Here is a 13,265-nt window from a genome sequence, read left to right as displayed (position 1 = left end):
TGGGGGGGGCACGGCTGATGAACGCTAGGATCCCGCCATGCCCCGCCTGCTGCTCATCGACGACGACGCACACCTGGCCGCCCCGCTGGCGGCCTACCTGAAGCGCTTCGACCTCACGCTGGAGAGCGCGCTGCGCCCGAGCGTGGGGCTGGCGCGCCTGCGTGAGGCCGCTTTCGACGCGGTCATCCTCGACGTGATGCTTCCCGAGATGGACGGCTTCGACGTCTGCCGCGCGATCCGGCGCGACCCGGCGCTGGCCGGCCTGCCCATCCTGATGCTCACCGCGCGTGGCGACGTGATGGACCGCGTCATCGGCCTCGAACTCGGCGCCGACGACTACCTGCCCAAGCCCTTCGAACCGCGCGAACTCGCCGCCCGCCTGCAGACCATCCTGCGCCGCCGTCAACCGGCGGCGCCCGCCGTGCTGCCGCCAGAAAACGGCCGCCGGCTGGTCTTCGACGGCATCGAGATCGACCTGGACCGCCGCCAAGTGCTGCGCGCTGGCGCCGAGGTGGAGCTGACCGGCACCGAGTTCGAGCTGCTCGCGCTGCTGGCCGGCGAGCCGCACAAGGTCTTCACCCGCGACGAGATCCTCTCCCGGCTGCGCGGCCACGACGCCGACGTCTACACCCGCGCCATCGACATCCTCATCAGCCGCATCCGCAAGAAGCTGGAGCCGCTGGACTGCATCAAGACCCTGCGCAACGCCGGCTACACCTTCGCCGGGGCGCGCCAGCCATGAACGCGGCGCTGCAGGCGTTCCGGCGCGTGACCGGCGCGCTCGGCGTGCGGCTGCTGCTGCTGTTCCTGGTGCTGGCGCTGGCGCTGACGGCGGTGTTCACGGGCGGAATGCAGCGCGCCATCGGCGGCGGCTGGCGGGCGCTGGTGCGTCCGCTGGTGGCCGATTACGTGGACCGGCTCGCCGACGAGCTGGGCTCTCCGCCGGACGTCGAGCGCGCCAAGGCCCTGGTCGAACGCCTGCCGCTGTCGGTGCGCATCGACGGGCCACAGGTCCACTGGGACTCGCACCCGCACCTGCGCGCACTGCGTGCACAGCGCCGCGGCATGTTGCCGCCGCCGCCGTTTCCCATGCCGCCGATGCACCGCATGATGCATCCCGAGGACGACGAGGCCCCCGCGGCTGGCGACGACACCGAGCGCGGCTGGCTGCTGCTGACCCGCACCACCGCCGACGGCCACACGCTCGAATTCGGCCTCGGCGATGTGCCCTGGCGCCACCGGCCACGCTCGATTGGCTGGTTCACGCTCGGGCTGCTGCTGGTGCTGACAGCGCTGGCTTACCTTGTGATGCGGCACTGGCTGCGGCCGCTCGGCGACATCCGCGCAGGGGCGGTGCGCTATGGACAGGGCCAGTTCGACCCGCCGATTCCCGTGCGCAGCGACGACGAACTCGGCCGGCTCGCCGGGCAGATCAACACCATGGCGGGCGAACTGCGCCACATGCTGGATGCCAAGCGGGCGCTGCTGCTGTCGATCAGCCACGAGCTGCGCTCGCCGCTGACGCGGGCGCGGCTGAATGCCGAACTGGTCGACGAGGGGCCGTCACGCGATGCGCTGCTGCGCGACCTGGGCGAGATGCGCGAACTCATCAGCGATCTGCTGGAGAGCGAGCGCCTGGCCGCCGGCCACGCGGCGCTGCAGCGCGAGCCGGTCGATCTGGCCGCGCTGGTCGAGATTGCCGTGCACGAACAGGTGCCCGCGGACGTGGCGCTGGAACTCGATCTGGACGCGGACCTCGGCACCGTGGCGGTCGACCCGGCGCGCTGGCGGCTGCTGGTGCGCAACCTCGTCGGCAATGCACTGCGCCATGGCCAGCCGCCACTGCAGGTGCGCCTGCGCCGGGACGCGGACGAGCTGGTCTTCACAGTGCGCGACCACGGACCGGGTGTCGCCCCCGAGGCGCTCGCGCAACTCGGCGAGGCTTTCTACCGGCCCGATGCCGCACGCGGCCGCAGCAGCGGCGGGGTGGGGCTGGGGCTCTATCTGTGCCGGCTGGTGGCGCAGGCGCACGGCGGGCGGCTGGTGGCGCGGGCGGCTGCGCCGGGGCTGGAGGTCACCGTGCGGGTGCCGATGGCGCTGGCGTGAGGCGCCGCGCAAGCAGGCTCAGGTCGATGGCAACCAGTCGCTGGACAGGATTTCCGCGCTGGTCCACGGGCACACGTCCGGGTACCGATCAAACCCGATGCCGGTTTCTCTGGCAGCCTCGGTGCGGGCGTCCAGCCAGGCGTCTTCCCACCACTCCTTGTCGTTCAGACAGTGCTGCAGGCTGGGCGTTTTCTGCAGCCGGCGGGCCAGCGCCTTGCGCTGTTCCCGGATCGTGCTCTCCCAACTGCTGCCGCGCCGCTCGGGCTGGTGCAACCACTTGAGCAGATGGGCCAGCAGAACGGCCATCCGGTTGGCGAGTTCCCGCTGTTCGCTCTTGCCCACGTCTTCAATCTCCTCGGCGATGTGTTCCAGATCGACCTGATCGAAACGACCCGCCCGGATCAGGCGCGCCTGTTCGGCCGCCCAGGCGACGATGTCGGTGTCGTAGTTGGTGTGCATCGTTTCAGCATAAATCCGAAGCCTGCGGCCGTCCACTGACGCCATCGACACTGGCACCGCCTGCACGGCGAAGGTCATGGCCGCGGTGATACGCTCCCGGCCCATGAACGCCCCCCATCAGACCGACCCCACCCGCACCGAGCCGCTGTCCGCCGCCGAACTCGACACGCTCGATGCCTTCCTCGCCAGCCTGCCGGCGGGCGCGATGAACGTCGAGATGCTCGACGGCTTTTTCTGCGCGCTGCACTGCACGCCCGACCTCGTCGGCCCGGCCGTGTGGCTGCCGCTGGTCTGGGGAGAAACTGCAGACGCCGAGGCCTCGTTCGACGACGAGGGCCAGGCCCGCACGATCGTCGGGCTGGTGACGCGCCACTGGAGCGCGGTGGCCGAGGAACTGGTCGAAGCCGATGCCTCCGACACCCCGCGCGTGCCACGCCTGAGCGCCGGCCCGGATGGCCGTGTCACCGGGAATGCCTGGGCGACCGGTTTCACGCGCGGAATGCACGTGTCGCCGGAAGGCTGGCAGGAGGTGCTCGGCGACGACGAGGCCGGCGAGGTGCTGGTGCCGATGATGATGCTGCACCACGAACACGACCCCAACGAGGCCATGCGCCCGCCGCCGTTCGACGACGCGGTGCGCGCCGAGGTGATCGAGGCGATGGTGATGGGCGCGGCGCAGCTTTACCGCCATTTCGCGCCGGCCCGCCGCGCCGCATCCCGCGCCGACCGTCAGGCGCTGACCTTCCGCCGCACCGGTGCCAAACCCGGGCGTAACGACCCCTGCACCTGCGGCAGTGGCAAGAAGTTCAAGGCGTGCTGCGGACGGAGTTGATGTCCCGCGCCGCGATCAGCGTCTCCAGGCACTGCTCCCGGATCCCGTAGAACTTCTTGATGTCCCGGATCTGCGCGCGCACGGCGTCGGCATGGCCGTCCGGCGTCTCGCTGCGCTTCACGGCGAGGATCATCTTGTTCTTGTTGGTGTGCTCCAGCGAGACGAACTCGAAGACCTGCGTGTCGTAGCCGGCGGCGTCCAGCAGCAGCGCGCGCAGGCTGTCGGTGACCATCTCGGCTTCCTGCCCCAGGTGGACACCGTGCTGCAGCATCGGTCGCAGCAGCGGCGGCGTCTTCATCTGCGGGCGGACCTGCTTGTGGCAGCAGGGCGAGCACATGATGATCGACGCCCCGGCGCGCAGCCCGAAGTCGATGGCGTAGTCGGTGGCGATGTCGCAGGCGTGCAGCGCGACCATCACGTCCAGCCCGACCGGTGTGTAGTGGCGCACGTCGCCCGCATCGAAACGCAGACCCTCCAGCCCGTGGCGCGCCGCCGAGTCGTTGCACAGCGCGACCAGCTCCTCGCGCAGCTCCACGCCGGTCACCTGCGGCACGCGGCCCTGCGCGCGCAGCCAGTCGTGCATCGCGAACGTCAGGTAGCCCTTGCCGCAGCCGAAGTCGAACACGCCGACCGGCCGGTCCGCGAGCGCGTCTGCCAGCGGGGACGCGGCCATCGCGCTGGCAAACACCTCGGTGAACTTGTTGATCTGGCGCCACTTGCGCGACATGGCCGGGATGAGCTGGTGCTGCGCGGTGGTCACGCCCAGGTCGACCCAGAACGGGCGGTCGAGCGAGAGCAGGCGGTGCTTCTCGCGGTTGTGCGCGGGCGTGCCGTCCTCGTCTTCGGGGGTGTCGTCCGCGGCGGCTCCTTCGGCGGCTGCAACCTTGCCCACCCGCAGCAGGCTCTTGTCGCGCCCACCCTTTTCCTTGACGGTGAGCTGCACCTCCTGCGTGCGGGTGTGCAGGTGGGCGTTCTGGAACGACGGCCCGATCAGCCCGTCGAGCACCGCCAGCGCCTCGGCCACCGGGTGGTTCTTGGTGATGTCCTTGGTGGTGTGGCGGTAGACGAGCTGCAGACAGGCCTCGCCGCGCAGTTGCACCGGCCGCACCAGCAGCCGCTCCAGCCCGGCCTCGCTGCCGCGGTACTTGGCCAGCGTCAGGCGCACGAATTGCCGGGCGGCCAGCGCCGTGCCCAGCAGTTGCAGGAAGCGGGTGCGCGGGGGCGCCTCGGCAGCGGGGGAGATCAGGGTCGAGAACATGCGGCGATTGTCCGGCATCGCGCGGACGTGGGCGGTCCCGCCCCCGGACTGACTTTCGGCACATGACTGCGTCACATTCCTGCAGGAGCATCACGCGCATGGCGAAACCAGCGAGGTATTCATGAAACGCATCCCTACGGCACGTTGGTCCGGGCTGCTCGGCGGCACGGTGTCGGCTGTTCTCTTGTCCGGTTGCCTGGCGACCGCACCGTCGGTGGGTGGTGGCAGCGGGACCGCGGCCAGTGGTGCGGCTGCCGGCGCCAGCGCGGAGAGTGCCAATTCCGCGCTCGAGAAGTGCCCGGAAACCCTCGGCACGCTGCGCATCGAGGAAAACACGAGCGCCGGCTGGTACACCGCGTACAGCAGCCGCTACCGCACGGGATCCACGGTCCCCGCGCTGCGCCTGCTGGTGCAGCAATCCAACTGTTTCGTGATCGTCGAGCGTGGCCGCGCGATGCAGGGCGTCAACCAGGAGCGCGCCATCAGCCGCGGCGACGAAGGCCGGGCCGGCAGCAACTTCGGAGGCGGTCAGATGGTGGCGGCGGACTACACGATGAGTCCCGAGATCATCCTCAGCGACAAGGGCGGCTCGCAGGCCAAGGGGATGCTGGCCGGCGTGAAAGGGCTGGCCGGCACGGCGCTGAATGTGGTGGCCGGGTCGATGTCGACCAACGAGGCCTCGACGATGCTGCTGCTGGTGGACAACCGCTCCAGCGTCCAGATCTCGGCCGCCGAGGGCTACTCGAAGAACATGGACTTCGGTCTCTCGGGCTGGGGCTTCGGGGGCGGATCGGCGGGCGGTGCGAGTGCCTTCACCAGCACGCCGGAGGGCAAGGTGCTGATGGCCGCCTTCATGGATTCGTACAACAAGATGGTCGTCGCCCTGCGCAATTACAAGGCCCAGACGGTCAAGGGTGGGCTGGGTACGGGTGGGCGCCTCGGTGTCTCGGGTGGATCGACCGACGCATCGCGCGAGGTCGACCAGAAGGCGAAGAAGAAGTGAGCGCGCGCCGTGCCGTGGCGGGCAGGGCGGCCGTGCGTGCGGCGCTCGTCCTGCTGGGAGGCGGGATCGGTCTGCACGCGGCGCCAGCGCGTGCAGCCGAGTTCCATCTCTATCTGCAGTGCCAGGGCAAGGTGGCGTCGAAAGGCAAGGCCTACGACGCCCACCTGCATCTGGCCCTGCGCGACAACAACCTCACGGCGCTGATCCAGAAGTCCAATGTGCTGCCGGTCGGCGAGCGCATGAAGTACGTCCTCTCGGACGTCTCCTACACGCTGACCTACCGCACGCCGCACGCCCGCAGCCGCACCGCGGTGGACTGGTTCGGTGGCCAGGTCTTCGTGTGGCTGCCCGACCTGAAGCGCGTGGCCGAAACGCGCCTGTCGATCGACCGGCAGACCGCCGTGCTGAGCGGCGAATTGCTCAATGCGGACAGCGATCTGCTCGGCAACCTGCGCATGGACTGCCAGCCCGTCTCGCCCGACGACCTGCCTGCGCCGAAGTTTTGACCTCGCGCAGCCCCGGGCGCCCCGGCGGCCCGGACAATCACGGGACTGTCTGCCTGTGAAAGGCCCGTCCCGTGCCCAGTGCCTTCAATTTCGACGCCTCGCCCTTCGACGCGCTCCACCCCGACGAGCGCCAGCTGGTGCAGCGCAGCGTGGACATCGAGTACTTCCGCGAGGGGGCCGTCATCCTGTCGCCGGGCATCGAGCCGACCCACCTGTTCGTGCTCATCAAGGGCCACGTCCAGCAATGGGACGGTGACGAGCAGCAGGCCAGCTTCGGCCCCGACGACTGCTTCGACGGCCGCGGGCTGGTGGCCGGCCGGACCAGCAGCCGCTTCGTCGCCAGCGAGGAGGTGGTGCTGTACCGGCTGGCCAGGGAGACCGTGCTGGCCTTGATCGCCAGCAACGCCACCTTCGGCGCGCTGCTGTTCGCCGATCTGTCGAACAAGCTCGGTGCGCTGGCCGAACGGCGCAGCCAGCATGAACTCCAGTCACTGACCATGGCGCGGGTCGATCAGGCGTACCTGCGTCCAGTGCATTTTGTGGACGCCGACGACGATGTGGCGTCGGTGGCCCGTGTCTTCCACGAACAGCGCACGACCAACGTGCTGGTGCGCGACACCGCCTGCACGCCGCCCCGGCTTGGCATCTTCACCGTGACCAGCCTGCCCAAGGCGATCATGAGAGGGCTGCCCCTGGACCGCCTGCGGGTGCGCGAATTCGCGAACTTCAAGCTGGTGACGATCCGACCCAGCACACCGCTGTTCGACGCGCTGGCGCTGATGATCCGGCACCGCATCCACCGGCTGGTGGTGGCCGAGGGCGCGCAGATCATCGGTTTCCTGCAGCAGCTCGACCTGCTGAGCTACCTGTCCAACCACTCCTACCTGATCACGCTGCAGATCCTGGAGGCCCCCGACATCGCCACCCTGCGGACTGCGGCCGAGCAGATCACCCGGTTGATCGGCGTGCTGGAACACAGCGGCACCAAGGTCGGCATGATCGCCCGGCTGGTGCAGGAGCTGAACGCGACGCTGTTCGAGCGCGCCTGGCAGCTCATCGCCCCCGCCGACCTGATCGCCAACAGCTGTCTCTTCGTCATGGGCAGCGAGGGCCGCGGGGAGCAGCTGCTCAAGACCGATCAGGATAACGGCCTGATCCTGCGCAATGGCTACCAATGCGCGCATGATCTGGCGGAGATCTGTGACCGTTTCTCGGCGGCGCTGGCCGAGTTCGGCTATCCGCCATGCCCGGGCCGCATCATGGTGAGCAACCCGGCGTGGCGCCACAGCGAGGACGATTTCGCCCACACCGTGCGCGACTGGCTGTTCACGCCGACCGCCGACCACCTGATGTCGCTGGCGATCTTCCTGGACGCGCACAGCGTGGCGGGGGATGTGGCGCTGCTGGCCGGCGTGCGCGACCAGATCTGGCGTTACGCCAACGACAACGCGGGAACGCTCGGGCGTTTCGCCGGGGCCATCGACGCCTTCAACACCGACAGCGGCTGGTGGAACCGCATCCTGCACCTCGGCGACGGAGGCAAGGAACTGCTCGACCTGAAGAAGGCCGGCATCTTTCCGCTCGTGCATGGGGTGCGCAGCCTGGCGTTCGAATACCGGATCGCCGCGACGGGCACGGTGGAGCGCATCGAGGCCCTGCTCGCGGGCGGGCACCTGCCGGCCGATCTCGGGCCCGTGCTGGTCGAGAGCCTGCATTACTTCATGGGCCTGAAGCTGCGCGCGGGCCTGCTGGCGCTGGAGCAGGGGCGCCTGGCCGGCTCCGGCATCGCGCTGGACAAGCTCGGCAGCCTGGACCGTGACCTGCTGAAGGACACGCTCGCCGTGGTCAAGCGTTTCAAGGCGCACCTGCGGCTGCACTTCCACCTGGACGTGATCTGATGAGCGGCGGCACTGGAGGCTTGTTTGGCCAGTGGGCGGCGCTCAAGCGGGCATGGATGCTGTGGCATCTGGCGGACCAGCGGCTGCGGTTTCTGTACGACGAGCCGCCGCCGAATGAATGGGTATCTCTGGACTGTGAAACCACCGGGCTGGATACCCGGCGCGACGACATCATTTCCATTGGCGCAGTGCGCATCGTCGGCGACCGGGTGATGACGAGCGAGGCCCTGTCGCTGCTCGTGCGGCCGAGCAAGGCGCTCACCGCCGACAGCGTGCGGGTGCACCGCCTGCGCGATCAGGACGTCGCCGACGGGCTGGAGCCCGAGGAGGCGATGCGGCAGTTGCTGGCTTTCATCGGTGGCCGGCCCCTGGTGGGGTATTTCCTGGAATTCGACGTTGCCATGGTCAACCGCGTGATCTGGCCGATGCTTGGCGTTGCTCTGCCGCAACAGAAGATCGAGATCTCGACGTTGTTTTATGAATACAAGTCCCGCCAGTTCCGCGGCCACGAACAGGACCGGCACATCGACCTGCGCTTCGACACGGTGATGACCGAGCTGGATTTGCCGCAGCGGGATGCCCATGACGCGCTGAATGACGCGGTCATGGCCGCGTTGGCGTTCATCAAGCTCAGGCATCTCGCATAAAAAAACCCGGCGGTTGCCGGGTTTTTTGGGGTTCCCGCTTGCGCGGGAAGGGTGGTCCGGGATCAGTGACCCGACGCGCCGTCGGCACCCAGGCCGGTTTCCGAGCGCACTTGCTGCGCTTCGAAGGCGGCACGTTCCGAAGTTGCTTGCGCGCTGCGGTCCATGAGCGAGACGATCCAGATCGTCACGAAGGCGATGGTCATCGAGAACAGCGCAGGCGAGCTGTACGGGAACCAGGCCGAGCCCTTCGGGTTGCCGAGCGTGACTTCCCACACCGACGGCGACACGACGGTCAGGGCAACCGACGAGAACAGGCCCAGGAAACCGCCAGCGACCGCACCCTTGGTGGTGCAGTCCTTCCACAGCACGCTCATGAAGAGCACGGGGAAGTTGGCAGACGCTGCGATCGCGAAGGCCAGCGAGACCATGAACGCGATGTTCTGCTTCTCGAAGGCGATGCCCAGCGTCACGGCCAGCACACCCAGGCACAGCGTGGTGATGCGCGAAACCTTCAGCTCTGCATTGCTGTCGGCCTTGCCCTTCTTGATCAGCGTGGCGTAGATGTCGTGGGACACCGCCGAGGCGCCCGACAGCGTCAGACCGGCCACCACCGCCAGAATCGTCGCGAAGGCCACGGCCGAGATGAAGCCGTAGAACACGTTGCCGCCGACCGCCTTGGCCACCAGCACCGCCGCCATGTTGGCCGTGCCCGCACCGCCGTTGATGACGCCCTTGGCGACATTGGCGTATTCGGGGTTGGTCAGCACCAGCGTGATCGCACCGAAACCGATGATGAAGATCAGGATGTAGAAGTAGCCGATCCAGGTCGTGGCCCAGAACACCGACTTGCGGGCTTCCTTCGCGTCAGGGACGGTGAAGAAGCGCATGAGGATGTGCGGGAGACCGGCGGTACCGAACATCAGCGCCATGCCGAAGCTGATCGCGGAGATCGGGTCCTTGATGAAGCCGCCCGGGCCCATCAGTGCCAGACCGGTCTTCTCGGGGTTCATCGCTTCGGCCTTGGCCATGGCCATCGAGGCAGCCGAGGCGGCTTCCGGCGTCATGGCGGCGGCAGCGGACGCAGCAGCACCGGCGACAGCCGCTGCCTTGGCGTTCACGGCGATCGCGGTCTTGACGGCGACACCCTTGGCGAACAGCGCTTCCGGCGAGAAGCCGAACTGCGCCAGCACCATGATGGCCATGAAGGTCACGCCCGACAGCAGCAGCACGGCCTTGATGATCTGCACCCAGGTGGTGGCCGTCATGCCGCCGAACAGCACGTAGACCATCATCAGCGCGCCGACGATCACGACCGCCATCCAGTATTCGAGACCGAACAGCAGCTTGATGAGCTGACCGGCGCCGACCATCTGGGCGATCAGGTAGAACGCCACCACGACCAGCGTGCCCGAGGCCGCGAAGGCGCGGATCGGACCCGGCTTGAAGCGGTAGCCGGCCACGTCGGCGAAGGTGAACTTGCCGAGGTTGCGCAGGCGCTCTGCCATCAGGAAGGTGATGACGGGCCAGCCGACCAGGAAGCCGATCGAGAAGATCAGGCCGTCATAGCCGGAGGCCATCACGGCTGCGGAAATGCCCAGGAACGACGCGGCCGACATGTAGTCACCCGCGATCGCCAGGCCGTTCTGGAAGCCGGTGATGCCGCCACCGCCGGTGTAGAAGTCGGCAGCCGACTTGGTCTTGGCGGCGGCCCACTTGGTGATGTAGAGCGTACCGGCCACGAACACGGCGAACATGCCGATCGCGGTCCAGTTGGTCTCTTGCTTGGCGGCCTGGCCGACATCGGCACCGGCGGCCAGTGCGGCCCCCGCGCCCAGCAGCCCGACCAGGGCCATCAGGTATTTGAACGTGCGGCTCACTTCGAGACCTCCTGCAGAATTTCGCGGGTCAGGCGATCGAACTCGTCGTTCGCACGACGCACATAGATGCCGGTGATGATGACCGTGAAGATGATGATGCCCATCCCGATGGGGATGCCGATCGTCGTCACGCCTGCGCCGATGGGCTGCGCGAGGAATTCCTTGTTGAATGCGATCAGTGCGATGTAGCCGTAGTACACGACCATCATCAGCAGGGTCAGCATCCAGCCGAAGCCGCTGCGCTTTTGTTTTAGTTCCGCATACTTAGGGTTTGACCTGATGCGGGCGATCACAGGATCTGCCATGGATTGCTCCTATTAAATACAGATGAATCAGATAATTCGAAGCGCAGTCTAGGAGCAGAGTCTGACCAAATACTGACCGGATTGCGGACCACCGAATGGCTCGGAGATTTCTGTTTTGCGCGTCAGCGAGAATGACTGCCATCAATTCTGACTAAATCCTGACAATGGGGAAATCACTTAGGTACTCGCAGCGGCGCCATTTTCATCAGGCTGACTCGGTATCGAATTCGCAGTCTGGTTCCGGATGGGATCAGGGCAAGTTGCTGTCGGTTGTGCTGAATTCACGCTCCAAGCCGTCCATACCCCCTTGTTTGAGGCTGTTTGCTCCTCGTTTCTGGGGGGGGTGCCTTCGCTTATAAATCGAAGTCGATTTTCACTTTGGTTTTATTTTCGCCTTGCGCAGATAAATCGGAGCTGAATTTGAATCGCCAGTTATTCGGGAAATACCGTCAATCGGGATGCATCAAAAACAAGCGACAAGGTTCCCCCATGAGTTCCAGAACGATCACGGCCCGCCATCACGGCCCTCACCGCCAGCGTTCCCGTGTCCGCCGCGGCTGCGCTGGTTTCCAGCCTGATTTCAGGCACATCCTCCGCAGAAACCCTCAGTGGCACGGCCGATGCCGATGAGATATTCGGCCACGGCCAGAATGACCGGCTCCATGCTGGCGACGGCAACGACACGCTGTGGGGCGGCACCGGTGACGACACCCTGAACGGCGGGCCCGACGTCGCCATCGACCAGCGGCTTCCTGGAGGTCCGCATCATCGGCAGCTGGGACCGTGTCTACGTGATGGACTGGGACACCGGCCCGGCCAGCCAGATCGAGCAGTTACACGCGCGGTTCAGCCAGTTTGTCTGATCCCTGTCAGCCGACGCGTCCATGATGGGCGGGAGGATGAACGCCCGGGTCGATCTGACCCAGGCGCAGGAGACAAGCATGGCATTGCAGCAAGACGAACCCTGGGCGGGCTGGATCGCCCCCTGGACCACACCCAAATCCTGGGTAGGCGCAGGCGCGCCGGCCGCCGAACCCAGCCTGGTCGAACAGCGATGCCAGTCGCTGCTCGACCATGCCCACGCCCACAGCGCGTTCTACCGCGCGCACCACGGTGCCGTGGGCCGGGTCACGGCCGCGTCATGGACCGATCTGCCCCCGGTCACCAAGTCGCAGCTCATGGAGCACTTCGACGACTGGGTGACCGATCCGGCGATCACCCGCGAGGCAGTGGAGGATTTTCTGGCCGATCGGAGCCGGATCGGGTCAGATTTCCTGCGCCGCTATGCGGTCTGGACCAGCTCGGGCACCAGTGGCGAGCCGGGCATCTTCGTGCAGGACAGTGCGGCGCTGGGCGTGTACACGACGATGCTCGAAACCCGCATGGACCGGCGTTTTGCCACCCACCGCTGGTGGGCGCTGGCGGCGACCGGTGCGATGGGGCCTTGGGGAATGCGGCCGCGCAGCGCCCTGGTGGCGGCGCTCGACGGGCACTATGCCGGCGTGTCCTTCTGGTCCCGCCAGTGCCGCTTCAACCCGGTCGCGGGCAGCGAGTCGCGGGCGTTTTCCGTCACCGCGCCGATCGGGCAGCTGTGCGACGAATTGCAGGCCTGGCGGCCGGCCTTCATCGCCGGCTATCCGAGCATCCTGGTCGAGCTGGCGCGGCAGCAGGAGGCGGGTCGGCTGCGGCTGATGCCCCTGGCACTCTGGTCTGGCGGCGAAGGGCTGCCGGCCAGCACGCGCGACTGGATCGAGTCGGTCTTCGGCGCACCGGTGGTCAATGACTATGGCGCCTCCGAGTGCCTGGCCATCGCCTTCGAATGCCCGCATGGCCGTTTGCACCTGAACGACGACTGGGTGCTGATGGAGCCGGTCGACGCCGAGGACCGCCCCGTGCCGGTCGGAACCGCATCGCACTCGGTGCTGCTGACCAATCTGGCGAACCATGTCCAGCCGCTGATCCGCTACCGCCTCGGCGACAGCGTGACCATGCACCCGGACGACTGCGCCTGCGGCAACCACCGGCCGTCCTTCACCGTCGAAGGCCGCTGCGACGACACGCTGCAGTTTCCAAACGCTGCGGGCGAGGTGGTGCACCTGTCGCCGATGGCGGTGACGACGGCGCTGGAGGAGGGCGCCGACGTGCACCGCTTCCAGCTCCGCCAGACCGCCCCCGATGCGCTGGAGCTGCGCCTGGACGTGAGCCTGAGCAAGGATCCGGCCGCGCTGCGCACGGCGTCGCTGGAGGCGCTGCGCCAGTACTTCACCGCGCAAGGCCTGTCGGTGCGTCTGAGTGCCAGCGATGAGGAGCCGGTGATCGACCCGCGCAGCGGCAAGCTGCGCCAGGTCGTCTGCGAACTCTGAACGCCCGCCAG

12 protein-coding genes are annotated in these 13,265 nt (G+C 67.4%); 8 read left to right on the top strand and 4 right to left on the bottom strand.

Going from position 1 to position 13,265, the window contains the following annotated elements; all coding sequences use genetic code 11:
* Nucleotides 1-37 precede the first annotated feature (37 nt).
* Both AABN02_RS06680 and AABN02_RS06675 read left to right on the top strand, forming a co-directional pair.
* Entirely contained in the window at nucleotides 38-742 is a 705-nt protein-coding gene (locus AABN02_RS06680) for a response regulator transcription factor (RefSeq protein WP_338414137.1), read from the top strand.
* Nucleotides 739-2,106 carry a HAMP domain-containing sensor histidine kinase gene (locus AABN02_RS06675; protein ID WP_338414136.1) on the top strand — a complete coding sequence of 456 codons (1,368 nt, stop codon included), beginning with the start codon at nucleotides 739-741 and terminating at the stop codon, nucleotides 2,104-2,106. Before AABN02_RS06680 ends, AABN02_RS06675 begins: the two co-directional genes overlap by 4 nt.
* Nucleotides 2,107-2,124: 18 nt before the next feature.
* Here AABN02_RS06675 and AABN02_RS06670 read toward each other — a convergent pair whose 3' ends face one another.
* On the bottom strand, nucleotides 2,125-2,565 hold the full coding sequence (locus AABN02_RS06670) for a DUF29 domain-containing protein (protein ID WP_338414194.1): 441 nt from the start codon (nucleotides 2,563-2,565) through the stop codon (nucleotides 2,125-2,127).
* 103 nt (nucleotides 2,566-2,668) lie between these two features.
* Here AABN02_RS06670 and AABN02_RS06665 point away from each other — a divergent pair, with 103 nt between their 5' ends.
* A complete protein-coding gene (locus tag AABN02_RS06665) occupies nucleotides 2,669-3,397 on the top strand; it encodes a UPF0149 family protein (protein WP_338414135.1) in 729 nt (242 codons plus the stop codon).
* Here AABN02_RS06665 and AABN02_RS06660 read toward each other — a convergent pair.
* Complete coding sequence (locus AABN02_RS06660) at nucleotides 3,372-4,655, bottom strand: SAM-dependent methyltransferase (protein WP_338414134.1); 1,284 nt, start codon at nucleotides 4,653-4,655, stop codon at nucleotides 3,372-3,374. The two genes, AABN02_RS06665 and AABN02_RS06660, sit on opposite strands and share 26 nt — an antisense overlap.
* A 121-nt stretch (nucleotides 4,656-4,776) precedes the next feature.
* On the opposite strand from AABN02_RS06660, the gene AABN02_RS06655 reads away from it, so the two are divergent.
* From AABN02_RS06655 to AABN02_RS06640, 4 genes are all read left to right on the top strand, one after another.
* Nucleotides 4,777-5,658 (top strand): peptidoglycan-binding protein, encoded by an 882-nt coding sequence (locus AABN02_RS06655; protein ID WP_338414133.1) that lies wholly within the window; start codon nucleotides 4,777-4,779, stop codon nucleotides 5,656-5,658.
* On the top strand, nucleotides 5,655-6,164 hold the full coding sequence (locus AABN02_RS06650) for a hypothetical protein (protein WP_338414132.1): 510 nt from the start codon (nucleotides 5,655-5,657) through the stop codon (nucleotides 6,162-6,164). The genes AABN02_RS06655 and AABN02_RS06650 overlap by 4 nt, the downstream gene beginning before the upstream one ends.
* Nucleotides 6,165-6,235: 71 nt before the next feature.
* Entirely contained in the window at nucleotides 6,236-8,062 is a 1,827-nt protein-coding gene (locus AABN02_RS06645) for a DUF294 nucleotidyltransferase-like domain-containing protein (protein WP_338414131.1), read from the top strand.
* Nucleotides 8,062-8,709: a 3'-5' exonuclease gene (locus AABN02_RS06640; RefSeq protein ID WP_338414130.1), complete on the top strand. Its 648-nt coding sequence runs from the start codon at nucleotides 8,062-8,064 to the stop codon at nucleotides 8,707-8,709. The genes AABN02_RS06645 and AABN02_RS06640 overlap by 1 nt, the downstream gene beginning before the upstream one ends.
* Before the next feature lie 62 nt (nucleotides 8,710-8,771).
* Here AABN02_RS06640 and AABN02_RS06635 read toward each other — a convergent pair whose 3' ends face one another.
* Together AABN02_RS06635 and AABN02_RS06630 are read right to left on the bottom strand one after the other, a co-directional pair.
* Nucleotides 8,772-10,562 carry a cation acetate symporter gene (locus AABN02_RS06635; RefSeq protein ID WP_338414193.1) on the bottom strand — a complete coding sequence of 597 codons (1,791 nt, stop codon included), beginning with the start codon at nucleotides 10,560-10,562 and terminating at the stop codon, nucleotides 8,772-8,774.
* 20 nt (nucleotides 10,563-10,582) lie between these two features.
* Nucleotides 10,583-10,891, bottom strand: a complete 309-nt coding sequence (locus AABN02_RS06630) for a DUF485 domain-containing protein (RefSeq protein ID WP_338414129.1) — start codon at nucleotides 10,889-10,891, stop codon at nucleotides 10,583-10,585.
* Nucleotides 10,892-11,832: 941 nt separating this feature from the next.
* On the opposite strand from AABN02_RS06630, the gene AABN02_RS06625 reads away from it, so the two are divergent.
* The gene (locus AABN02_RS06625; RefSeq protein ID WP_338414128.1) at nucleotides 11,833-13,254 is read left to right on the top strand and encodes an AMP-binding protein; all 1,422 of its coding nucleotides are present in this window, start codon (nucleotides 11,833-11,835) and stop codon (nucleotides 13,252-13,254) included.
* Nucleotides 13,255-13,265: the final 11 nt, after the last annotated feature.

Source organism: uncultured Sphaerotilus sp. (assembly GCF_963924895.1).
Classification (GTDB): Bacteria; Pseudomonadota; Gammaproteobacteria; order Burkholderiales; family Burkholderiaceae_C; genus Sphaerotilus.
The sequence above is the reverse complement of the archived record's forward strand: the minus strand, read 5'-3'. Positions and strand labels throughout refer to the sequence as shown.